This is a genomic window from Pseudomonas sp. E102 (genome assembly GCF_052660185.1).
Map to the genome: position 1 here is coordinate 3887330 of NZ_CP084025.1, position 20735 is coordinate 3908064.

20 protein-coding genes are annotated in these 20735 nt (G+C 60.7%); 10 read left to right on the plus strand and 10 right to left on the minus strand.

Annotated elements, in window-relative coordinates:
* Positions 1-132: 132 nt before the first annotated feature.
* Positions 133-1314 carry an NO-inducible flavohemoprotein gene (gene hmpA / locus DOCECA_RS17775; protein ID WP_434675878.1) on the minus strand — a complete coding sequence of 394 codons (1182 nt, stop codon included), beginning with the start codon at positions 1312-1314 and terminating at the stop codon, positions 133-135.
* A gap of 150 nt (positions 1315-1464) precedes the next feature.
* Here hmpA and norR point away from each other — a divergent pair, with 150 nt between their 5' ends.
* From norR to DOCECA_RS17800, 5 genes are all read left to right on the plus strand, one after another.
* Positions 1465-3018: a nitric oxide reductase transcriptional regulator NorR gene (gene norR / locus DOCECA_RS17780; RefSeq protein ID WP_434607694.1), complete on the plus strand. Its 1554-nt coding sequence runs from the start codon at positions 1465-1467 to the stop codon at positions 3016-3018.
* A 134-nt stretch (positions 3019-3152) separates the two neighbouring features.
* Positions 3153-4055, plus strand: a complete 903-nt coding sequence (locus tag DOCECA_RS17785; protein ID WP_420765465.1) for a chemotaxis protein CheV — start codon at positions 3153-3155, stop codon at positions 4053-4055.
* Positions 4056-4187: 132 nt separating this feature from the next.
* A complete protein-coding gene (locus DOCECA_RS17790) occupies positions 4188-4514 on the plus strand; it encodes a hypothetical protein (RefSeq protein ID WP_420765466.1) in 327 nt (108 codons plus the stop codon).
* A 76-nt stretch (positions 4515-4590) separates the two neighbouring features.
* The gene (locus tag DOCECA_RS17795; protein ID WP_445570868.1) at positions 4591-5337 is read left to right on the plus strand and encodes a YkgJ family cysteine cluster protein; all 747 of its coding nucleotides are present in this window, start codon (positions 4591-4593) and stop codon (positions 5335-5337) included.
* Between the two features lie 200 nt (positions 5338-5537).
* Entirely contained in the window at positions 5538-6509 is a 972-nt protein-coding gene (locus tag DOCECA_RS17800) for a 2-hydroxyacid dehydrogenase (protein ID WP_434607702.1), read from the plus strand.
* Between the two features lie 44 nt (positions 6510-6553).
* Here DOCECA_RS17800 and DOCECA_RS17805 read toward each other — a convergent pair whose 3' ends face one another.
* The gene (locus DOCECA_RS17805) at positions 6554-7456 is read right to left on the minus strand and encodes a DMT family transporter (RefSeq protein WP_420765469.1); all 903 of its coding nucleotides are present in this window, start codon (positions 7454-7456) and stop codon (positions 6554-6556) included.
* Positions 7457-7592: 136 nt separating this feature from the next.
* Between DOCECA_RS17805 and DOCECA_RS17810 the strand changes: the two genes are divergently transcribed.
* Positions 7593-8468: a helix-turn-helix domain-containing protein gene (locus DOCECA_RS17810; protein WP_445570869.1), complete on the plus strand. Its 876-nt coding sequence runs from the start codon at positions 7593-7595 to the stop codon at positions 8466-8468.
* Positions 8469-8529: 61 nt separating this feature from the next.
* Here DOCECA_RS17810 and DOCECA_RS17815 read toward each other — a convergent pair whose 3' ends face one another.
* Positions 8530-8940 (minus strand): HPF/RaiA family ribosome-associated protein, encoded by a 411-nt coding sequence (locus DOCECA_RS17815; RefSeq protein ID WP_039591615.1) that lies wholly within the window; start codon positions 8938-8940, stop codon positions 8530-8532.
* Positions 8941-9447: 507 nt separating this feature from the next.
* On the opposite strand from DOCECA_RS17815, the gene DOCECA_RS17820 reads away from it, so the two are divergent.
* Positions 9448-9765, plus strand: coding sequence for a DUF3509 domain-containing protein (locus tag DOCECA_RS17820; protein WP_420765471.1), 318 nt, complete (start codon positions 9448-9450; stop codon positions 9763-9765).
* On the opposite strand, the gene DOCECA_RS17825 is transcribed toward DOCECA_RS17820, so the two are convergent.
* Entirely contained in the window at positions 9762-10262 is a 501-nt protein-coding gene (locus tag DOCECA_RS17825) for a phosphate-starvation-inducible protein PsiE (protein WP_434560577.1), read from the minus strand. The genes DOCECA_RS17820 and DOCECA_RS17825 overlap by 4 nt on opposite strands.
* A 291-nt stretch (positions 10263-10553) precedes the next feature.
* Here DOCECA_RS17825 and DOCECA_RS17830 point away from each other — a divergent pair, with 291 nt between their 5' ends.
* On the plus strand, positions 10554-10814 hold the full coding sequence (locus DOCECA_RS17830; protein WP_003205410.1) for a YebG family protein: 261 nt from the start codon (positions 10554-10556) through the stop codon (positions 10812-10814).
* Positions 10815-10890: 76 nt separating this feature from the next.
* On the opposite strand, the gene DOCECA_RS17835 is transcribed toward DOCECA_RS17830, so the two are convergent.
* Positions 10891-11910 carry a Glu/Leu/Phe/Val dehydrogenase dimerization domain-containing protein gene (locus tag DOCECA_RS17835; RefSeq protein WP_434560579.1) on the minus strand — a complete coding sequence of 340 codons (1020 nt, stop codon included), beginning with the start codon at positions 11908-11910 and terminating at the stop codon, positions 10891-10893.
* Positions 11911-12095: 185 nt separating this feature from the next.
* Here DOCECA_RS17835 and DOCECA_RS17840 point away from each other — a divergent pair, with 185 nt between their 5' ends.
* Positions 12096-12899 carry a SirB1 family protein gene (locus DOCECA_RS17840; RefSeq protein WP_445570870.1) on the plus strand — a complete coding sequence of 268 codons (804 nt, stop codon included), beginning with the start codon at positions 12096-12098 and terminating at the stop codon, positions 12897-12899.
* A gap of 125 nt (positions 12900-13024) precedes the next feature.
* Here DOCECA_RS17840 and maiA read toward each other — a convergent pair whose 3' ends face one another.
* The 3 genes from maiA to hmgA are packed head-to-tail and all read right to left on the minus strand — an operon-like array spanning position 13025 to position 16285.
* Positions 13025-13663: a maleylacetoacetate isomerase gene (gene maiA, locus DOCECA_RS17845; protein ID WP_445570871.1), complete on the minus strand. Its 639-nt coding sequence runs from the start codon at positions 13661-13663 to the stop codon at positions 13025-13027.
* A 9-nt stretch (positions 13664-13672) separates the two neighbouring features.
* The gene (fahA, locus tag DOCECA_RS17850) at positions 13673-14977 is read right to left on the minus strand and encodes a fumarylacetoacetase (protein WP_445570872.1); all 1305 of its coding nucleotides are present in this window, start codon (positions 14975-14977) and stop codon (positions 13673-13675) included.
* 3 nt (positions 14978-14980) lie between these two features.
* Entirely contained in the window at positions 14981-16285 is a 1305-nt protein-coding gene (gene hmgA, locus DOCECA_RS17855) for a homogentisate 1,2-dioxygenase (protein ID WP_445570873.1), read from the minus strand.
* 151 nt (positions 16286-16436) lie between these two features.
* On the opposite strand from hmgA, the gene DOCECA_RS17860 reads away from it, so the two are divergent.
* Positions 16437-17258: an IclR family transcriptional regulator gene (locus DOCECA_RS17860; RefSeq protein ID WP_434627851.1), complete on the plus strand. Its 822-nt coding sequence runs from the start codon at positions 16437-16439 to the stop codon at positions 17256-17258.
* On the opposite strand, the gene DOCECA_RS17865 is transcribed toward DOCECA_RS17860, so the two are convergent.
* Together DOCECA_RS17865 and DOCECA_RS17870 are read right to left on the minus strand one after the other, a co-directional pair.
* Positions 17223-17924 carry a hypothetical protein gene (locus DOCECA_RS17865; RefSeq protein WP_445570874.1) on the minus strand — a complete coding sequence of 234 codons (702 nt, stop codon included), beginning with the start codon at positions 17922-17924 and terminating at the stop codon, positions 17223-17225. The genes DOCECA_RS17860 and DOCECA_RS17865 overlap by 36 nt on opposite strands.
* A 174-nt stretch (positions 17925-18098) precedes the next feature.
* Positions 18099-20651: a LuxR C-terminal-related transcriptional regulator gene (locus tag DOCECA_RS17870; protein WP_445570875.1), complete on the minus strand. Its 2553-nt coding sequence runs from the start codon at positions 20649-20651 to the stop codon at positions 18099-18101.
* Positions 20652-20735 lie beyond the last annotated feature (84 nt).

The window sequence follows — 20735 nt, forward strand, 5'->3', positions numbered from 1 at the left end:
GATTAATTCCAATGGCGCGTCGGCAGAGCTACCGCTATCGCGAGCAGGCTCGCTCCCACAATGTTCATCGCAGCGACACAGTTTTGTGCGCGCCACAATTCCCTGTGGGAGCGAGCTTGCTCGCGATAAAGGCTATTCCAAAGCCGCCGCCGGCCCGAAGAACTCGTAGCGGCTTTGCTCCGCCGGCACGCCCAAGGCCTTGAGATGGCGCTTGATCGCCGCCATGAAACCTTTCGGTCCAAGGAAATAGACGTCCAGGTCACGCTGTTCCGGCAGCCATTGCGCCAGTTGATCCTGGCTCAACAGCCCCACCTTGTCAGCCGCAGGGCTCGTGCCGTCATGCTCGTCGTAGCAATAGAAGCGCTTGAGTTGCGGATGCCGCCCGGCCAGGTCGTCGATCCAGTCGCGGAAGGCATGTACACGGCCGTTGCGCGCGCAGTGGATGAAATGCACCGGGCGTTCGGTTTGCAATGCCGCCTGCAACATCGCCAGGGTCGGAGTGATGCCAACGCCCCCGCTGATCAGCACCAAAGGCTTGTCGCTGTCGGTGAGGTAGAAGTCTCCGGACGGCGGAAACAGCTGGATGCCGCTGCCGATCGGGAAATGGTCGTGCAGGTAGTTGGACACCCGGCCACCCGCCTCGCGCTTGACGCTGATGCGGTACCGACCATTGTCAGCAAGCGCCGACAAGGAATAGTTGCGGCGTACTTCCTCGCCATCCAGGAGCAGCTTCATGCCGATGTACTGGCCTGGCTCCGCTTGCAGGATGGGCCCCTTGTCTGCCGGCTCGAAGTAGAACGAAGTGATTTCCGCGCTCTCCTGTACCTTGTCGACCAGGATAAACGCCCGCTCACCGCGCCAGCCACCCGGTGCCGCGGCCTTCTGGTCATACAGGCCAGCTTCGGAACCGATCAGGATATCGGCCAATTGGTTATAGGCGGCGCCCCATGCCGAAATCACTTCAGGCGTGGCGATTTCTTCGCCCAGCACCTCGGCAATCGCCCGCAGCAGGCAGGCGCCGACAATCGGGTAATGCTCGGGTTGAATCTGCAAGGCGACATGCTTATTGACGATTTTCGCCACCAGGTCGCCCAGTTGGTCGAGCTGATCGATATGCCGGGCGTACATCAGCACGCCATTGGCCAGCGCCCGAGGCTGGTCGCCGCTGGCTTGGTGAGCCTGATTGAACAGTGGGCGCACTTGTGGATATTCGGACAACATCATGCGGTAGAAATGAGTGATGAGCGCTTCCCCGCCGCTCTCGAGCAACGGAACGGTGGAACGAATGATGGCGCGCTGTTCTTGACTCAGCATGGGTAAACCCCTCACGTGACATAGATAACTGATATCTTGCTTATCACATTCCATGCCAGAAAATTTATGCTTGTTTTTCAGTAAGTTGAAAACAACATAGTCATAAAGACACGGCAGCGTTTATAGTCATTACGACCAGATGGAGTCATTATGACCGCGACCTCCCTGCTAACGTCACTGCTGCCACTGGTGGCAGACCTCTCCCGCGAGCTGCCGGAGGGCGAGCGCTACCGCCGCTTGCTCGGCGCCCTGCGCGCCCTGCTGCCGTGCGATGCCGCCGCGCTGTTGCGCCTGGATGGGGATTGCCTCGTGCCGCTGGCGGTGGATGGCTTGAGTACCGATACGCTGGGGCGCCGGTTCCGCATCAGCGAACACCCCCGCTTCGAGGCATTGCTCGGCAATCCGCTACCCACTCGCTTTGCAACCGACAGCGACCTGCCCGACCCTTACGATGGGCTGGTCGAAGGCTTGGACGAGCATCTGGAAGTGCATGACTGCATGGGTTGCCCGCTGTTCGTCGATGAGCAGCCGTGGGGCTTGCTGACGCTGGACTCGCTGGACCCGGAACGCTTTGAGCCTATCGACCTGAGCGCCTTGCAAGCCTTCGCCAGCCTCGCCGCGGCCACGGTCAGCGCTGCCGAACGTATCGAGCGGCTGGCCTTGAAGGCTGAAGACGAGCATCACCGCGCCGAGGTCTATCGTCAGGCGAGCGGCCAGCAGCATCGCGACATGGTCGGCCAAAGCAAGGCCCACAAACGCCTGGTGGAGGAAATCAAGCTCGTGGGTGGCAGCGACCTGACGGTGCTGATCACCGGCGAAACCGGGGTCGGCAAGGAATTGGTCGCCCAAGCCATTCACGCCGCCTCCAACCGTGCCGACCAGCCGATGATCAGCCTCAATTGCGCCGCCCTTCCGGATACCTTGGTGGAGAGCGAGCTGTTTGGCCATGTACGCGGTGCTTTCACCGGTGCCACCAACGACCGTCGGGGCAAGTTCGAACTGGCCGATGGCGGCACGTTGTTCCTCGATGAGGTGGGCGAGCTGTCCTTGACTGTCCAGGCAAAATTATTGCGCGTCCTGCAAAGTGGGCAGTTGCAGCGCCTGGGCTCGGACAAGGAACACCGCGTCGACGTGCGTCTGATCGCGGCCACCAATCGCGACCTCGCCGAAGAAGTGCGCAACGGCCGTTACCGGGCCGATTTCTATCATCGACTGAGTGTGTACCCGCTACAGGTGCCCGCGCTGCGCGACCGCGGACGCGACGTGCTGCTTCTTGCCGGTTTTTTCCTCGAGCAGAACCGTTCACGCATGGGCCTGGGCAGCCTGCGCTTGACCAGCGATGCCCAAGCCGCACTCCTGGCCTACGATTGGCCTGGCAACGTGCGCGAGCTGGAACACCTGATCGGTCGCAGCGCGTTGAAAGCATTAGGCAACCATCCGGTACGACCGAGAATCCTCAGCTTGAGCGCCAATGACCTTGACTTGCCCCATGCCGCGCCGGAAGACCTTCCTACCGCCCGCCCGGCATCCACTTGCACGGTGCCGGTGACAGGGGATTTACGCCAGGCTACGGAGAACTACCAGCGGCAGATGATCAACGCCTGCCTGGAACGCCATCAGCATAACTGGGCCAGCGCGGCCCGTGAGCTGGGCCTGGACCGGGCCAATCTGGGACGAATGGCGAAGCGGCTGGGCTTGAAGTAGCGACACGCCCGCCCTGGTAATCGGCCATCTATGGCTTTCGCCCTAAAGCCTGCCCTCAACACGTCGATAACCCGTTATCAAAAGCTGTCTTGGCGATGTTCGCGCTCGCCCCACCTTTTCAACAGAAGGTTTTTATGTCCTCCAACAAAGCCCGCGCAGATTCTCTTTCGCTTCTGCTCTTTACCTTGCGCAGCGGCAAGCTGATGGCGATCAACCTGCTCAAGGTCAGTGAAATCATTCCCTGTCCGCCCCTGACCAAGCTGCCGGAGTCGCATCCGCACGTCAAAGGCATCGCCACGCTGCGCGGGGCATCGTTGTCGGTGATCGACCTGAGCCGTGCCATTGGCGAGCGGCCGCTCGAAGACCCGGACGGCGGCTGCCTGATCGTGACGGACGTCAGCCGCTCCAAACAAGGGCTGCACGTACAGGCGGTGAGCAAGATCGTCCATTGCCTGACGACAGACATCAAGCCACCGCCCTACGGCTCTGGCGGCGTACGGGCGTTCATTACCGGCGTGACCTCGGTGGATGGCACCTTGGTGCAGGTGTTGGATATCGAAAAAGTCATCCACGGCATCGCCCCGGCGCAAATCGAGACAGCGCCGACCGAGCTGAGCATGGAAGACGCCGAAGTGCTCGGCGATGCTCGAATTCTGGTGGTCGACGACAGCCAGGTCGCGTTGCAACAATCGGTGCATACCCTGCGCAACCTGGGCCTGCAATGCCACACCGCACGCAGCGCCAAGGAAGCTATTGACTGCCTGCTGGAACTGCAAGGCACCGCGCAGGAGATCAACCTGATCGTTTCGGACATCGAGATGTCGGAGATGGATGGCTACGCCCTCACCCGGACCCTGCGCGAAACGCCCGATTTCGCGCATATCTACGTGCTGCTGCACACGTCGCTCGACAGCGCGATGAACAGCGAAAAAGCCCGGCTGGCCGGCGCCAACGGCGTACTCACCAAGTTCTCTTCGCCCGAACTGACCAAATGCCTGATCACGGCGGCCAAGGCCGTTGCCGAACAAGGTCGTTGATTTCACCGAAGCCGATCGCAGGTTCGTTGTCGCTTTTAGGCACAACGAGACCGCGATCAGCCTCGATAACAGCCCTCTCCTGCAACCTCAGGCATACTCTTGTTTTGGCATCCCAGTACAAGGATTTTCCTGATGAAAGCCCCTACCCTGATTCTTCTCGCCCTGGCCGCGGTGTCTTCGCAGGTTCATGCATCGAGCTCCGATGCCTGGGCCGCCTACGACAAAAAAGTGCTCGCCAGCTGCGTCAAGGCCAGTGGATTGAAGAACGCCGAACCGGTCGGCACCGCCGCTCAATTCGACGACCGGGTCGGCTACACCGCGCTGTTGCTGCAAGGCCAGTACCCTCAAAAACACATGAACGGCGCCACCGGCACCGAGCTGTGCCTTTACCGCAAGAAAACCAAGACCGCGGTCGTGACCGAATGGGACTCGATCCGTCCGGCCGGTCCTGCCCGGTGACTGGCGCATAATTTGCTACGCAGGGCTCAGCCGGCGTTTTTCCGACGCCTTCCAGCCTTTCCCATTCGGTCAGTCAATGAACACAACGTTTTCCTGTGTAGGGTGCGGTAAATGCTGCACCGGTCACCACGTCCCCCTGACCCTCGACGAGGCGCGGATGTGGGCCAATGATGGCGGCCAGGTGATCGTCCTGGCCGAGGCCTTCCTGCCCAATGGCCTCGGCTTGCCGGTGGCTCAACGCGAACATGCCGAACGCCGTTCCACCGTCGTGCGCAGTGGCACGAGCGAAGCCCTGGTGGCGATCACCTTCGCCGCTTATAACGCCGGCCCCTGCCATAACCTGGACGCCGACAATCTTTGCCGTATCTACGAACGCCGCCCCCTGGTGTGTCGTATCTATCCCATGGAAATCAACCCGCATATCCCGCTCAATCCCGCCGCCAAGGATTGCCCGCCGGAGTCGTGGGAAACGGGCCCGAAGTTAATCATCGGTGGGGAGCTGGTTGACCCGGAACTGGCCGGGCTGATCGCTCGTTCACGCCAGGCCGATCGTGACGAAATCGGCACCAAGGCGCGCATATGCGCGTCCCTGGGCATCCACACCACTGCGCTGAAAGGCGACGGGTTTACCGCGTATCTGCCGGACATGGCGGCCTTTGCCGCGGCTATCGACCAGGCCCGTTTGCAGCCACTGGAGCAGCAAGCCGAGTGGCAGTTCCACTTGTCGGGAGATGATATCGCCAGCCAGGTCACGGCCAGTGGCGCAAGCGTGGTCACCGAGGCACCGGCCAATTACGCCTTCATTTCCCTGCGGGCCGCCTGATTTCGTAGAGACTACCAGTGGGAGCGAGCTTGCTCGCGATGGCGATATCTTTGCCAAGCTCCCGGTGCCTGATGCACCGCTATCGCGAGCAAGCTCGCCCCCATAAAGGACTTGCGCTGCTGCGATTACTCCCCGCCTCTCGCCTAACCCGCGCCAAGAATGTTAGCGTGCTTGGTATCCCATGCAGAGAGCCTTGCACGATGAAAAAAACCGTACTTGCCTTCAGCCGTATCACGCCTCCCATGATCGAGCGCCTGCGACAGGACTTCGACGTGATCGTGCCCAACCCAGCGAACGGCGACATCAACGCGCAGTTCAACGAAGCCCTGCCCCACGTCCATGGACTGATCGGTGTCGGTCGCAAGCTTGGCCGCGAGCAACTGCAGAACGCGACGAAACTGGAAGTGGTTTCCAGCGTGTCGGTGGGTTACGACAATTATGACCTGGCGTATTTCAACGAACGCGGGATCATGCTCACCAATACCCCCGACGTGCTCACTGAAAGCACGGCCGACCTGGCCTTCGCCCTGCTGATGAGCAGCGCCCGCCGCGTCGCTGAACTGGACGCCTGGACCAAGGCCGGACAGTGGCAGGCGTCAGTCGGGCCGCAGCTGTTCGGCAGCGACGTGCACGGCAAGACTCTGGGCATCGTCGGCATGGGCAACATTGGCGCGGCCATCGCCCGGCGTGGTCGACTGGGCTTCAACATGCCAATCCTGTACAGCGGGAACAGCCGCAAGGTTGATCTGGAAAATCAGCTGGGCGCACAATTCCGCTCCCTGGACCAGTTGCTGGCCGAAGCGGACTTCGTCTGCCTCGTGGTGCCCTTGAGCGAGAAGACCCGTCACCTGATAGGCCAACGCGAGCTGGCCCTGATGAAACCGAGCGCTATCCTGGTCAACATCTCCCGGGGCCCCGTGGTGGACGAGCCGGCGTTGATCGAAGCCTTGCAGAACAACCGCATTCGCGGCGCCGGGCTGGATGTCTATGAAAAAGAGCCACTGGCCGCTTCGCCGCTGTTCCAGTTGAAGAATGCGGTGACTTTGCCCCATATCGGCTCGGCTACTCACGAAACCCGTGAGGCCATGGCCAATCTCGCTGTGGAAAACTTGCGCAGCGCCTTGATGGGCGATCGACCGGCGAACCTGGTCAACCCGCAAAGCTGGAAATAAACACACTCCCAGGCCCGCCCCAGCGGGCCTGCATCCTTGCCCGCTCAGCGGGCACCCAAGGCAACCTTCATAGCGACCGGGCGCACTTTGCGAAACACCAGCACATTGCCCAGCATCACGAACAGCAGCCCAACCAGCGCTGGCGCCGTCCATTGATAGCCTTCGGCGAATGCCGAGACGTTCAGCGCCACCACCGGGAACAGGACCGTGCAATACGCTGCTCGCTCTGGCCCCATGCGGCCGACCAAGGTCAGGTAGGCGGTAAAACCGATGACCGAGCCCGGGATCACCAGGTACAGCAGCGAGCCGACATATCGCACGTTCCATTCCATGTCGAATGGTATGCCGTTGAACAGGCACCATACCGCCAGCATCGTCGCCCCATACGCCATGCCCCATGCATTGGTGGTCAACGGCTTGAGGCCGGCCTTCTGTTGCAGGCTCGAAAGCATGTTGCCCGCCGAGAAACACAAGGTGCCCAGCAGCGCCAACCCCAACCCTAGCAACGTCTGCGGGCTTGCGCTGTGGCCAGCCAGTTCCGGCCAGAACAGCAGCCCCAATCCCAACAATCCCAAGGCTCCGCCCAGCAAGACATTACGGGCGATCCGCTGGCCGAAGAACACCCGGGCATTCAGAGCGTTCCAGAGGGTTGCGGTGGAGAACACCACGGCGATCAGCCCACTGGGAATCCACTGGCTCGCGGTGAGGAAACACATGAAGTTGACGCAGAACAGGCACAGCCCCTGCGCAACGCAAATCAGGTGGCCGCGCCGGTTCATCACTTGCAGGCGCCGGCTGAGCAACAGCATTACAAACAGGATCAGCGCTGCAAGACCGAAGCGGTAGACAATCGACACAGGGATGGCAACGACGCCTAGCTGCAACTTCAGGGCGATCCAGGTAGTGCCCCATATGAGCACGGTGAGCAGATACAACGAAAGGTTCATGACGGTAACTCCTGGCATTGGCCTCCAGTGTCATGCCGACACCTGCCCCGCGCTTGCGCAAACTTGCGGTTTTTACCGGTGACGGGCTGGCACCGGGCTTTCGACAGAGTAGGATGCAAGCGTTGGAGAACCGATCATGGCCACGCTGCAAACCCTACAAGTCTTCCAAGCCCTCAACAGCTCGCCCAATGCTCGCCTCGAGCACAGCGCCGAGCTCGGTGACGGCATGGCGGCTGCCTTGTGGAGCAATCATCACGACGCCCGGGATTACGAGGCGCCGACTCACCATACGCTGTCATGCTACATCGCCGGTGGCACCGGTACGTTTCGTCGCGAGCGGCCCGATACCACCGGGGCGCCGGGCAAGCTCTGCGTCTTGCCGGCCGGCCATGAGTCGGCGTGGGTCATCAATGGCGATATCCGTCTTGCCCATCTGTATTTCAGTTCCGAACAATTTGCCGTCGGTTGCGTCACTTTGCTCGACCGCGAACCCCGGCAGGTGCAGTTGCACGAGGCGACCTTCCTTGACGACCCACAGCAAGCGCGGCGCTTTCATCAGTTGATCAGACTGAACTGGGAAGAGCCCGCCGAACGCCTGCTCTGCACCAGCCTGGCCCACGACCTGCTCGGTCATCTGCTGCTCAGTCAGGTGAGCCCGCGCCAGGGGCTGCGCTTGAAGGGAGGGTTGGCGCCTCATCAACGGCGTCTGCTAGTGGACTACATCGACAGTCATCTGGGCGAGGCCGTCAGCCTTGGGCAACTGGCAGCCCTGTGTGCCTTGTCCGAATACCATTTCGCCAGGATGTTTCGCGAGAGCTTCTGGCTCCCGCCCCATCAGTATCTGCTGGCGCGGCGCCTTTCACGGGCGCGATACCTGCTGCGCACCACCCCACAGCCGTTGGGCGACGTGGCGCTGGCCTGCGGATTCGCCAGCGCGAGTCATTTCGCCAATCGCTTTCGCCAGTCCCTGGGCGCGACGCCCGGAGAATATCGGCAGGCATTTTTGCGCTGAACGTAAACGGGCCTGCGATTGCAGGCCCGTTTTCAGTCAGACGTCTCGATAGACGGAAGGATCAGCCGTTGAGCGCGGCTCGTTCGTTTTCCAGGAATTCTTCCTCCAGCATTGCATCGGCCAGGGCAATCGATTCTGTCTGGCCATTGCTGGCGCCACGCTTGCCGCGTAATTTTCCGAACAGATGCTCCAGCTTATGTTCCAGCTTGGTGGCAGCACCTTCGATGGCAAGTTCCAGCGATTCAGCCTTGTGTGTCACCGAAATTGGCTGATGGCCTTTTGGCCGGGCTTCAAGCTGGCATCGCAAATCGTGGGGACCAGGCTTGTCGCCGTTCTCATCCCCCAAATGAACCTCGACCCGTGTCAGGTCTTCTTCGTAACGTTCGAGCGTGCTTTCAATGGTAGTACGTACCCACTCCTCCAGTCGGATGCTGCTTTGAATATGGTTATCGCTGTTGACTTGGATTTGCATAGTTCATCCCTTATTTCGGCTAGCTCGCCAGGGGCCCATCGACGTTAGCGCAACGGCCCCTTGAATACAGAGTCGGGCTGGCAGCGGAACAATTCAAGCCCCAAAAAAAGATAAATATTCATTTGCAAATAAAGCCGGACAATCGCCAGAAGCGCTGTTAATGTCGGGAGTTGCCTCGCCACGCATCCCTCCCGACAATCCTCTCTTTAGCCTGCACCGCAAGGGAACATCCGCCCCTCGTTGCCCTGAAAAGGGCTACGCCCAGACCTGCATCGCAGAGCATTCGCCAGCCCGCCCCCCGGCTCATTGGTCCGAAGTTATTCCGGCATGCGCCTTGCAAACTTCATGGCGGAGCTGCCGCAGGCAGGGATCTACCGATCCATCGCCTGCCCGGCCCCTCGATTGCTGGATGAACACGAACATGGAATGGCCGACGGTCCGGTGTTGCGAACTAATCCCGATCAAGGCCGGTCAACAACTGCACGTTCAATCAGGCGGTGACGCATCATGGACAATCCTTTTCAGATCATTACGGACGCCTTCGCGCCGCAATACCAAATCAACTTGAGCATCCAGGGCCTGGATGGCAGCATCATGCTGACCCTGTCCAAGGGCGGGCGCATCGTCGCCAAGCGCATGATCAGCGCCCAGCAACGCAACGATCCGGAACGGCTTCGACGCCTGGTGCAAAGCATCCAGTTCGGCATTGCCATCGAACAGGGCCATAGCGCCGTAGCGATTCTCGAGGCCATGACCGGCGGCGACAACATCAAGGTGCCACCACCGCAATCACAAGGCCCGGCACCCTCCGCTGTCGGCGTTTAGATCTCGCCTTTCTCAACCTCCGAATGCTCGCTGGAACCCGCACCGATCTTGCGGTGCGGATGTTCGATCTTTACCGACGGAAACTGCGACGAGGCGTAGCGCACCACCAGAATCGCAAACGCCAGCAACAAAATGCCGCCGCACAGGTAGATGATTCCCAGGTCCGGCGGGCTGTGGTGGGAGACGTTGGAAATCAACAGCCGCGTCAGCGCGGTAATCGCCACGTAGATCAGGAAACGCACCGGCATGTGGTTGGTCTTGAAGTAAATCCCGACCATTGCCCCCAGTTCCAGATAGATGAACAACAGCAAGATATCGTCGATCTTGATGTGCCCCACCTCGATCATCTGCATAAACTCCATCACCGCCGCCCAGGCGGTCACCGCACCGATGGCGAACAACGCCAGGTAATGGAACGTCTCGACGAACAGGTTGCCCAGGGATTCGGCCAGTTGATGCACGTTCTGGCGCAGGTTCTCGGCCCAGTTGATTTTCACGATGTAGTTTCCTTAGGTCGACTCGACCGGATGATGCGGGATGGACGTGACGGTTTTCTGCATGCAGAAAAAAGGCCATTGTCAGAGATGAGATGGCGATGGGCTGGTATTCGACACGTGCCGACCTGAATCGGCCACGCCGAGCACCAACATGGCGTGCGCGACAAGTCTGGAAACCGGTCTACATTAAAAAGCCACTACCCAAAGGGAAAGGATTCGCTTATTCTTTGCCCTGTATATAAATACAGTAGTCACACAGACAAACCAATGTGAAGGCATGTGAGGTGGTGAATGGCCGTCGAAGTGGTATACCGCAGCAGCCGAGATCTGGAGCGCTTGTTCATGGATAAAGCCGAAGCTGACCGTCATGACAAAATGCTGGAGCTCGCCGAATTGCTGGCCGAGGTGTTGCAAAAAGCCGTTCCATCGCTGAGCGAGCAACAGGTGGAGGAAGCAGGAATCTACATGGCGAAGAATCGCGATGTATTCGCCAAGGCATTCAAGAGCCAGCCGGACGCCCTGTCCGAATTGCTCAATCCGTCGGACGAATGAACCAACAGATCGCAGCCTTCGGCAGCGCGTGCATTAGATATTCCATGCACACGCTGTCGAAGGCTGCGATCTTTTTTTATCGGTACAACAAACGCTCCGCCAATTCGTCGGCCACTCGGGCCGGCGAGCGTTTTTCCGCCTGGGCGTGGGCGTAGACTTCCGTGAGCCGCGCACCGATCTTCGACAGGTGCGCGGTGATGGTTGGCAATTCTTCACCGCGGTGCTTCAGGGCGACGTAGATCAGGCCGCCTGAGTTGATGACGTAGTCCGGGGCATAAAGGATCCCGCGCCTTTCCAGCTGATCAGCGACTTGCAGATTGCTCAATTGATTATGAGCCGAGCCCGCCACCGCCGAGCAGCGCAGTTGCGCCACGCTGTGGCTGTTCAACACGCCGCCGAGACCGCACGGCGCCAGGATGTCGCAAGGGGTACTGAGCAAGGCATCGTTGGCAATGGGATGGGCGCCCAATTGTTCCATTGCCAATTGGACCTTGCCGGGATCGATGTCGCTGACCAGCAATTCCGCGCCCGCTGCGTGCAGTTGTTCGGCCAGGGCATAACCGACATTGCCCAGGCCCTGGATGGCAACCCGCAGGCTCTCCAGGTTATCGCTGCCCAGGCGGGCCATGGCCGTGGCACGGATGCCGGCGAAAACGCCCATCGCCGCGTGGGGCGCCGGGTCTCCCGCGGCGGTGGTGCTAGTGACATGACGGGTCTGCTGGGCAATACAATCCATGTCGGCCACGGACGTGCCGCTGTCGATGGCGGTGATGTAGCGTCCGTCCAACTGCTCGATGCAGCGCCCGAAGGCTTCGAACAGTGCGGCCCGGCTGTCGACATGCGCCGGACGCATGATGACCGCCACTCCCCCACCCACGGGCAAACCAGCCAAGGCGGCTTTATAGCTCATGCCTTGGGCCAGGCGCACCGCATCCGCCACGGCACTTTCGTCGTCGGGGTAGGAAAGATAACGACAGCCACCCAGGGCAGGCCCCGGACGGCTGCAATGAATGGCAATCACCGCCTTCAACCCGGTTGCCGGGTCTACGCTCAAGTGCAGCGATTCAAGGCGGGAGCTTTGCATGAGAGCAAACATCGACAGGCTCCCGAATCACTTTTGTCTGTTTCGCCAGTATAGGCGCGCGGTCGAAATTTGCTGGAGCACGCCGGAATAAGCCCAAGTGTCGCGCAGCTTTTTAGGCATAACCTGTTACTGCGTATTTGCGAGACTGGACGAAAAGCCACGGCAGAGCTAAAACGAGGCACAGTCCGGAGACTGTGATGAAGCCGCGCCAAGCCTTTTTTGACTGTCTGCACCGTTCCCCACCGGCGTTGTTCGAAGCCGCGCTATGGATTGCCGCCGAACACGATCGAGAAGTGGACGTACCGGCGTTGCTGCAGGTGTTTCAGGAGCTGCAACGGCACGTCAGCCATGGCCTGCCCATGCTGCCGGCCAGCGAACTGGGCCAACCGTTGCTTCGACGCCTCAATGACCTGGGTTTCGCACAGGACGACTCCGCCCCGCTACGCCCTCGCGCGGCGTTGCTGGACAAGGTCCTGGCGCGCAAGCACGGCCAGCCGCTAGCCCTGGGCCTGATAGCCTTGGAACTGGCTCGCGGCTTGGAAATCCCGCTGGCGGGCGTCAACTTTCCCGGCCATTTCCTGTTGCGGGTGCCCGGCGCCGATCATCTGCTCGACCCATGCGGTGGCCGTCGGTTGTACCCCAACGATTGCCGGGAATTACTGCAACGCCAATATGGCCCGAACCTGCAGCTCAAGGCTGAACATCTGATCAATGCCGAGCCGGTGCAAATGCTGCAACGGTTGTCGCGCAACCTGCGGCAATTGCATCTGGCCAATGATGATTACATTGCGGCACTGATCGACGCCGAACGCGTCTTGGAAATGGGCAACGCCAACGCCGCCGACTACCTGGCGCGCGCCAGCCTCTATCAACGGCTCGACTGCCCCAACGCCGAACGTTTTGACCTTGAGCATGCCTTGATGCTCAGTGAAGATCCAATTCAACGGCTGCGCTTGACCGAGCGACTGGGGCATCTGCCGCCCAATTCGATTGTGCATTGAACGGGCTTTTTGAATCTTGATGATTGTTGTATCGCCATCGCCAGCTCCCACGAAGGGCTTGGGTCTGGCGTGCCCTATGTGGGAGCGAGCTTGCTCGCAACGGCGATAGGCCGCCTTATGCCAAATCAGGCAGGGGTATCGGGCTGGTTCGCCGGATGCGCCCGCTTAAAGGCCTCATGCCCAGCCGCCAACGCCGCGACACGGCGGATTCGCGGGTAGGCTTGCAATGAAACATTGAACCGCTCGGCGGCGTACAGCTGCGGGATCAGGTACACATCCGCCACGCCAGGCAATTCGCCGAAACAGTAGCCGTTGTCACCAATCAATTGCTCCACCGCCGTCAGCCCCTGGCTGATCCAGTCCGCGATCCACTCAGTCACCTGCGTTTCATCGTGTCCCCATTTGCGCAGCTTGTTGAGCACGCTGACGTTGTGCAGGGGATGGATATCGCAACCGATCAGCGCCGCGACCCCACGTTCATGGGCGCGGGTCGCAAGGTCGCCGCTGAACAGCGGCACCTGTGGATAACGTTCCTCCAGGTATTCGATGATGGCCGGCGATTGCACCAGCAGCGCCCCCTCATCGGTGCGCAGCGCCGGTACCCGTCCCTGTGGATTGATTGCCAGGTACGCCGGCTGGCGATGCTCGCCCCCCGGCGTGGCGATCAGGTTGACGGGCAGGGCCTGGTAATCCAGGCCCTTGAGCGCCAAGGCAATACGCACCCGGTAGGACGAAGTGGAACGGTAATACGTATAGAGTTCCATTCCCATGCCTCACCGTGCCGACAGGATCTTGCCGCGGCACTCGCCGAAGCCGATGGACGCGACGCCCTCGCGGCTGCAACGGGCGCGCAGGATGATTTCATCGCCATCCTCCAGGAACTTGCGGACTTCGCCAGATGCCAGTTCGATCGGCTTCTTCCCGCCCTCGGTGATTTCCAGCAGGCTGCCAAACTGACCGCTTTGCGGTCCCGACAGCGTACCCGAGCCAAACAGATCGCCCGCTTGCAACTGGCAGCCGTTGACGCTGTGGTGCGCAACCATTTGCGCCACCGTCCAGTACATGTATTGGGTATTGCTCAGGGTCAGTCGATGAGCCGGCAGGTTCTGCTCACGCATGGCTTCGGTCAGCAGCAGCACTTCCAACTCGATGTCGAACGCCCCTTCGGCCTGGTCACGTTTGTCCAGCAAGTACGGCAACGGTTGCGGATCGCCCTCGGGACGCGTTGGCTGCGGACGGCGGAACGGTTCGAGGGCTTCGGCGGTCACGACCCATGGCGAGATACTGGTCAGGAAACTCTTCGACAGGAACGGCCCCAGCGGTTGGTATTCCCAGGCCTGGATATCCCGGGCCGACCAATCGTTGAGCAGGCAGAAACCGGCAATGTGCTCGGCCGCGTCGCCGATGGCGATCGGCTCGCCAAGGGCGTTGCCTTTGCCGATCCAGATCCCCAGTTCCAGCTCGTAGTCCAACCGCGCGCAGGGGCCGAACGTTGGCTCGGCCTGCCCAGCCGGCAAGGTCTGGCCCTTCGGGCGGCGTACATCGGTGCCCGACGGCCGGACCGTCGAGGCACGTCCGTGGTAACCGATGGGAACGTATTTGTAGTTAGGCAGCAGCGGATTGTCCGGCCGGAATAGCTTGCCGACATTTTGCGCGTGCTCAATGCCGACGTAGAAATCCGTGTAGTCGTTGATTTTCGCCGGCAGGTGCATCTGGCAGTTCGCTGCCAGTGGCAGCAGCTTTTCACCCAGGGCCACGATCTCGTCCCGCCGAGGGCTGCCCTCGCGCAGCAACTCCAGCAACTGTTCACGCAAGGCAACGCGGGCGCCACGGCCGAGGTCGAAGAACGCATTCAACTGGCCGTCTTCCATCGCCCGGATGGCTTCGCCCGCAGCGCCGTCGAACAGGCCCGCTTGCAGAGCCGCCTGCAAGTCGAAAATCCGATCGCCGATGGCAACGCCGCTGCGCGGGGATTCGCCAGCCGGACTGAAAATACCCAGCGGCAAGTTCTGCAAGGGAAAGTCGGCATGGCCGTTGGCGGAGTCGACCCAGCTACGGGTGGATGAAACTTGAGTCATGGATTATCTCCGGGTCGGGTCAAAGGTGACCGGCAACGAGGCCCAGCAGGCATCGTAGTCCGTTTGCAATTGTGGGCAGTCCAAGGCGAAACGGCTCGGGCGCAGCACTTGGCTGGTCTCGAACATGAACGCCATGGTGTTGTCGATTTTTGCCGGTTTGAGTTCGGCATTGATGGCCTTGGTGCAAGTTTCGCCGTCGGGACCATGGGCGCTCATGCAGCTGTGCAGCGACGCGCCTCCCGGCAGGAAACCTTCAGCCTTGGCATCGTAGGCGCCCTGGATCAGCCCCATGAATTCATTCATGAGGTTGCGGTGGAACCAAGGTGGACGGAAGGTATTCTCGGCCACCATCCAGCGCGGCGGGAAAATCACGAAATCGAGATTTGCCAAGCCATGGACGCTGGTGGGCGACGTCAGCACGGTAAAAATCGACGGGTCCGGATGGTCGAAGCTGACCGTACCGATAGTGTTGAAACGGCGCAGGTCATATTTATATGGAACGTTGTTGCCATGCCAGGCCACCACGTCAAACGGCGAATGGTCCAGTTCGCAGGTCCACAGCTCCCCGAGAAATTTCTGGATCAACGTAGTGGGTTGGGCGAGATTTTCGTATTGAGCGACCGGCGACAGGAAATCCCTCGGGTTAGCCAGGCCATTGCTGCCGATGGGCCCCAGGTCCGGCAGGCGCAACGGCGCACCATGGTTTTCGGCGATATAACCGCGAGCCTGGGCGTCGAGCAATTCGATGCGGAATTTCAAGCCACGGGGCAACACGGCGATTTCCAAGGGCGCCAGTTCCAGCACGCCCAACTCGGTGGCAATCCGCAACCGCCCTGATTGCGGCACGACCAGCCATTCGCCGTCGGCATTGAAGAAAACCCGCTCCATGGAACGGTTGGCCCGGTAGTGATAAATACTGATGCCAGCCGGTTTGTCCGCGCCAGCGTTGGCGGCCATGCGCACCAGGCCGTCGATGAAATCGGTCGGTTCGCCGGGAATTTCGAGGGGGCTCCACCGCAGGCGATTCGGCGTGACCTCGCCCAGCGGGCCGCCGGCCAGCTGATGTTCCAACCTGGTAAAGGCCGGATGGTTGGCCGATGGCCGGATGCGGTACATCCAGGTTCGCCGCGCTTCGCTGCGGGCCATGGTGAAGGCGGTACCGGAAAACAGTTCGGCATACAGCCCGTACGGCGCTTTTTGCGGCGAGTTCTGGCCAACCGGCAAGGCGCCAGGCAGCGCTTCGCTGGAAAATTCGTTACCGAAGCCAGACTGATAAAGCACGTCCGACGGCGTGGAATCGAGGTTCATGGAGCCTCCTGAGATGCGGCCCGTCACTCAATGAAAAACTTGAGGCGTACCGGGTTGTTTTTATCGTAATCAAATTACGCACAACGTAATTTGCTCGGCGACGACCGTCAAGCTATAAAGACGCCCATTCGCCCTACGGACCCGAACCTCCATGGAAAACCCGCCCGGCAACGGTAAACAGAAAGTCCGCTCCGCTGAGGTCGGCACCGATATCCTCAAGGCCTTGGCCGAGCTGTCGCCGTCCACGTCGCTGTCGCGCCTGGCCGAACACGTGCAAATGCCCGCCAGCAAGGTCCATCGTTATCTTCAGGCGTTGATCGCCAGCGGATTTGCCGAACAGAACACAGCCACCAATCACTACGGCCTGGGTCGCGAGGCCTTGCGCGTGGGCTTGGCGGCGTTGAATGGCATGGATGTATTGCAGGTGGCAGCCCTGCCCTTGGCCGAGTTGCGCGATGACTTGAACGAAACCTGTTTCCTGGCGGTATGGGGTAACCACGGTGCAACGGTGGTGCGAATCGAGCCCGCCGTGCGGGCCGTGACCGTGGTGACGCAACTGGGCTCGGTACTCCCTTTGCTCAGCTCATCCACCGGGCTGGTTTTCAGTGCCTATCTGCCGGAGCGCGAGACCATCGAGTTGCGCGACCAGGAAGTACGCGCCACCGACGGCCATGCCCTGGCCGACGAGCAGGCCTATGCAACGCTGTGCGAACACATCCGCAATCGTGGCCTGCATCATGTGCATGGTTTGCTGATGCCCGGAGTGGATGCGTTGTCCGCACCCGTGTTCAACGCCATGGGCGACGTCGCGGCGGTGATCACGATTGTCGGCCCGACATCGCTGTTCCACGCCGATGAGAACGGCCCGGCGGCGCAGCGCCTGTTGGCGGCGACCCGGGCCGTGAGCTGGCGCATGGGCTACGAGGGCGCCCCGGGATCAGCCCAGCAAGTGCGGCACGATCCGGATCAGTAGGTCGTTGAGGTGGCCAGTGGTCAGCTGCGGATGAGCATGCCTGGCTTCCCCGCTGAAGGCCACCGTGTACACGGCCTGATGGTCGCCCTTGGCATGAAAGGGAATATTGTCATCATCGAAGTGAGCCAAGAGATAGTCCGCCAACTTCTGCGATGAGGTTATCACCCGGCCGCCCAGACCGTCGGGCGCAAAACCGGTGACATAGGTTTCATTCAGGTCGATGCCTGGCAGGTGGTCCTTCAGGATCGACTCAAAGTCCGCAACGGCGAGTGACTTCAGGCCAGGCCGGGATAGATCCATCGAGGGACCGTCAGTCAGGCTGGAGACGATATCGATGACGATCCTCTCAAAGCCGATCACGTCCAATCCCTTGATCCGATCCTCAGCGGCGAAAGAATAACGCTTGCTGAAGACTTCACTAACACCTTGGGTGTAGTGAGGGGCAAGTTGTTTTTCAACGCAAGCCAGCGCTTCATCAAACATGGTGACGGAAGAAACCACCTCGGCGCCAGAAACATCAGTCAGAGTGTTCAAATAATTGTTGTGGGGATTGACTTCCAGCCCTTCCAGGGCCTCTCCCAATAACACCAGCACAGCGAAGTCCACTCGCGTTTTCTTGAGGGCGACGAGCCTTTGCGAATGTGAAGCAAACAATGGAGCGTACATAAAACTTCCTTGTTCTGTATCGAATCAAACTTCCCGTTCGATTCTTGAATTGACGGCACTCGTTACGGTGCCGGGGCAGCTGAACTTCAGTCGAACCAACTTCAGCCCGGAACTTATACACCAACACGCTTCGACCTTTCCCCGATGATATGTAAGCGGGCGTAAGTTCTTTATTCAACTCATCACGCCCAAGACCTTGGCTTTGGCGACAGCTTGTGTACGTCGTTGCACGCCCAACTTGCTGTGGATGCGACGCGAATGGGTTTTTACTGTGTGCAATGAGATGAACAGTTGTTCGGCGATCTGTTGGTTAGAATAACCCTGTGCAATCAACTCGAGCACTTCCAACTCACGGTGGCTGAGCACGGTTTCCTCGGGCACCGTGGGTGGCGGTTCGAGTTGTTCACCGGATTGGGCGGCGCGCACCAGATCCGGTTGACGCAGGCACAGCTCGCGCAAGGCTTGTTGCGCCCGCCAGCAGGCAACCCGCTCAAGCCCTTCTTGCATGAGAGCACGCGCCTGGGAGCGATCGGCCGACAGCCAGACGACTTCCGCCAATACCAGTACCAGTTCGGTCTCCAACCCATGCATTTCGCAACGTTGCGCCTGGGCGATCATTTCCCGGAGCCGGGCCTGTGGTTCCTGCGCCCGGTGCAGATAGACTTCGGTCAGCACCAGCAAGTATTCGAGGCGCGGAATCAACTCCAGGGTCGCTGGCGGCGCGTGCTTGGCCTGCGGTCCGCGAAAATGCCGCAACACTCGGGTCAAGACTTCATGGGCCAGTTCCGGGCGCCCCTGCTGCAGCCAGAATTGACAGCTGACTTGCAGCAGTACGCCACGGTATACCGTCTCGGGAATGTGCCGCTGTTGCATGATCCGTTCGGCGTCGCGAAGCTGCATGAAGGCTTCGCCATAGTCGCCCTGGTTGGCGGCCAGGCTTGCCTTGCCGAGAAAGCCATAGAGCACTTGCTTGTCCTGGCTGCGCAAGCCGGCTTCGAGCCCTGCCTGAAAATGCTCGCCAGCCTGCTCCTCAAGCCCCATGCGCAACGCCAGGCGTCCCCGCCGCAAGGCGATACGTCCCAGCAACGCAGAGAAATCCTGCCCTGGTTTATCGAGCAACGCCTGAACAGCGCCCAACAAATGGTCGGCCCGGTGAGGCGCGCCGCGCTGCTCCAGGATTTGCGCGTGGTCCAACTCCAATAGCCCTTCGAACACCAGCGAGCCCCCGGCGCGCGCGACACATAGCGCTTGGCGATTGATCGCCTGCGCCAGCGCCAATTCACCTTGAAGCAGCGCCTGTTGTGTCTGGCCAATCAGGCACAGCACCTTGAGGGCCCAAGCCTCCGGGTCCAGGCCGGCCTGGGCCTGGAAAAAATGTTCGCGCGCCTGTTCGCCGTCTCCGCGCAAGTGCAACAACCAACCACGCAAGACCTGCCAGCGGGCAATCAGCTCTCGCTGCTGACAAGCCAGGGGTTGGGGCAGGAACCTGGTCAGCTGTTCGATACAGCCTTCAGCCTGGTCGAAGCGTCCGGCGAAGAGCAAGGCGGTCGTGATCACCCCGACCGATTGCGCGGTTCCGAGCGACAGCGCTTCGCCCTGCTGGTCATGCAGGGCTAGCAGCAATTGGGCATTGCTGCCTTGCAGGACATGTTCGAAATGCAAGTGTTGCAGGAGACTGACGGCGGTCTCGAATTCCCCGGCTTGCATGGCCTGTTCGAATGCCATCGGCCAGTCCTGCTCGGCCGCAAACCACTGGCAGGCTCGTCGATGCCAGGAGCGGCCTTGTGGCCAGGGCTCCTCACGCACCAATCGCGCCAGGGGCGGGAAAATCCGCAGCCAGTCCGATGACTGCTCCCAGGGTTCGATAAAGCATCCCAGGTCCAGCAGCAACGGAAGGCATTCGGCGCCCACCGTATCGCCGAAAAGATGGGCGCAAAGCTGCCCGTTGAAGCGCGGCAGGTGCGCCAGCACGCGCCAGGCCTGGGCCAACTCCGGGGTCAACGTACCGAACAGTTCGTATTCAAGGTAATCCAGCAAAGTGCCGGGCCGCCCCGGCGTTGCGTGCCGGCGTGCCCATTCACAGCGTTCGAGCAAAGTGATGCGCACGCCGGCACACCAGCCGCCGCTACGCTGTATCACTTCCCGGGCCGTGCGCGCTGCCAGCGGGCCGGGCAGATGCACCAGCAGTTGCTGGACATCGTCGCAAGAAAACGCAAGGGCCGGGGCGTCGACTTCATACAATTCGTCATCGAGCAACAAGCGTGGCCAGTTGCAATGGGGACGACGGCGTCCATTCAACCACAGGTGCAATGCCGGGCTGCTGGTGCTCAACAAACGGTCAAGCAACAGGTCCAGCTCAGGATTGGGCGTGCGGCAATAATCGTCCAGGAACAGCCACGTCGGGATTTGTAAACGCGCCAGATGAGCCAACAGGCTCGCCTCATCCGTCACCGGCAGCCCGAGGGCTTGCGCCAGGCATTCGCACAGTTGCGCGGCGTCCATCACCGCGCCCGCCAAGGGTAGCCAATGCAAGCGGCACCCCGCGGGCGCTTGCAGGAAACACTCGGCGAACAATGCGCTCTTGCCACTTCCCGCCGGTGCGCAAAGCAGTTTTACCCGCGCCTCGGAAGCCAACAGGGGCTCGCTCAACGACCTGCGCGGCACGTGTGTCGAAGACAGGCGAGGCAGCAGCCCTGGACGGTCCGGACACGGGGTCATGGCGGTCATTGCGAGGTCCCTTTTATTGTTGTTCCTTCACCCTAGACCGGTGTCGACCACCTTAGGAGAAGTATTCAGCGCGCTGATTGGCGG

Coding starts and splice junctions, on each gene's coding strand:
- hmpA (WP_434675878.1), bottom strand. CDS start 1,314: ATGCTGAGTCAAGAACAGCGCGCCATCATTCGTTCCACCGTTCCGTTG.
- norR (WP_434607694.1), top strand. CDS start 1,465: ATGACCGCGACCTCCCTGCTAACGTCACTGCTGCCACTGGTGGCAGAC.
- DOCECA_RS17785 (WP_420765465.1), top strand. CDS start 3,153: ATGTCCTCCAACAAAGCCCGCGCAGATTCTCTTTCGCTTCTGCTCTTT.
- DOCECA_RS17790 (WP_420765466.1), top strand. CDS start 4,188: ATGAAAGCCCCTACCCTGATTCTTCTCGCCCTGGCCGCGGTGTCTTCG.
- DOCECA_RS17795 (WP_445570868.1), top strand. CDS start 4,591: ATGAACACAACGTTTTCCTGTGTAGGGTGCGGTAAATGCTGCACCGGT.
- DOCECA_RS17800 (WP_434607702.1), top strand. CDS start 5,538: ATGAAAAAAACCGTACTTGCCTTCAGCCGTATCACGCCTCCCATGATC.
- DOCECA_RS17805 (WP_420765469.1), bottom strand. CDS start 7,456: ATGAACCTTTCGTTGTATCTGCTCACCGTGCTCATATGGGGCACTACC.
- DOCECA_RS17810 (WP_445570869.1), top strand. CDS start 7,593: ATGGCCACGCTGCAAACCCTACAAGTCTTCCAAGCCCTCAACAGCTCG.
- DOCECA_RS17815 (WP_039591615.1), bottom strand. CDS start 8,940: ATGCAAATCCAAGTCAACAGCGATAACCATATTCAAAGCAGCATCCGA.
- DOCECA_RS17820 (WP_420765471.1), top strand. CDS start 9,448: ATGGACAATCCTTTTCAGATCATTACGGACGCCTTCGCGCCGCAATAC.
- DOCECA_RS17830 (WP_003205410.1), top strand. CDS start 10,554: ATGGCCGTCGAAGTGGTATACCGCAGCAGCCGAGATCTGGAGCGCTTG.
- DOCECA_RS17835 (WP_434560579.1), bottom strand. CDS start 11,910: ATGTTTGCTCTCATGCAAAGCTCCCGCCTTGAATCGCTGCACTTGAGC.
- DOCECA_RS17840 (WP_445570870.1), top strand. CDS start 12,096: ATGAAGCCGCGCCAAGCCTTTTTTGACTGTCTGCACCGTTCCCCACCG.
- maiA (WP_445570871.1), bottom strand. CDS start 13,663: ATGGAACTCTATACGTATTACCGTTCCACTTCGTCCTACCGGGTGCGT.
- fahA (WP_445570872.1), bottom strand. CDS start 14,977: ATGACTCAAGTTTCATCCACCCGTAGCTGGGTCGACTCCGCCAACGGC.
- hmgA (WP_445570873.1), bottom strand. CDS start 16,285: ATGAACCTCGATTCCACGCCGTCGGACGTGCTTTATCAGTCTGGCTTC.
- DOCECA_RS17860 (WP_434627851.1), top strand. CDS start 16,437: ATGGAAAACCCGCCCGGCAACGGTAAACAGAAAGTCCGCTCCGCTGAG.
- DOCECA_RS17865 (WP_445570874.1), bottom strand. CDS start 17,924: ATGTACGCTCCATTGTTTGCTTCACATTCGCAAAGGCTCGTCGCCCTC.
- DOCECA_RS17870 (WP_445570875.1), bottom strand. CDS start 20,651: ATGACCGCCATGACCCCGTGTCCGGACCGTCCAGGGCTGCTGCCTCGC.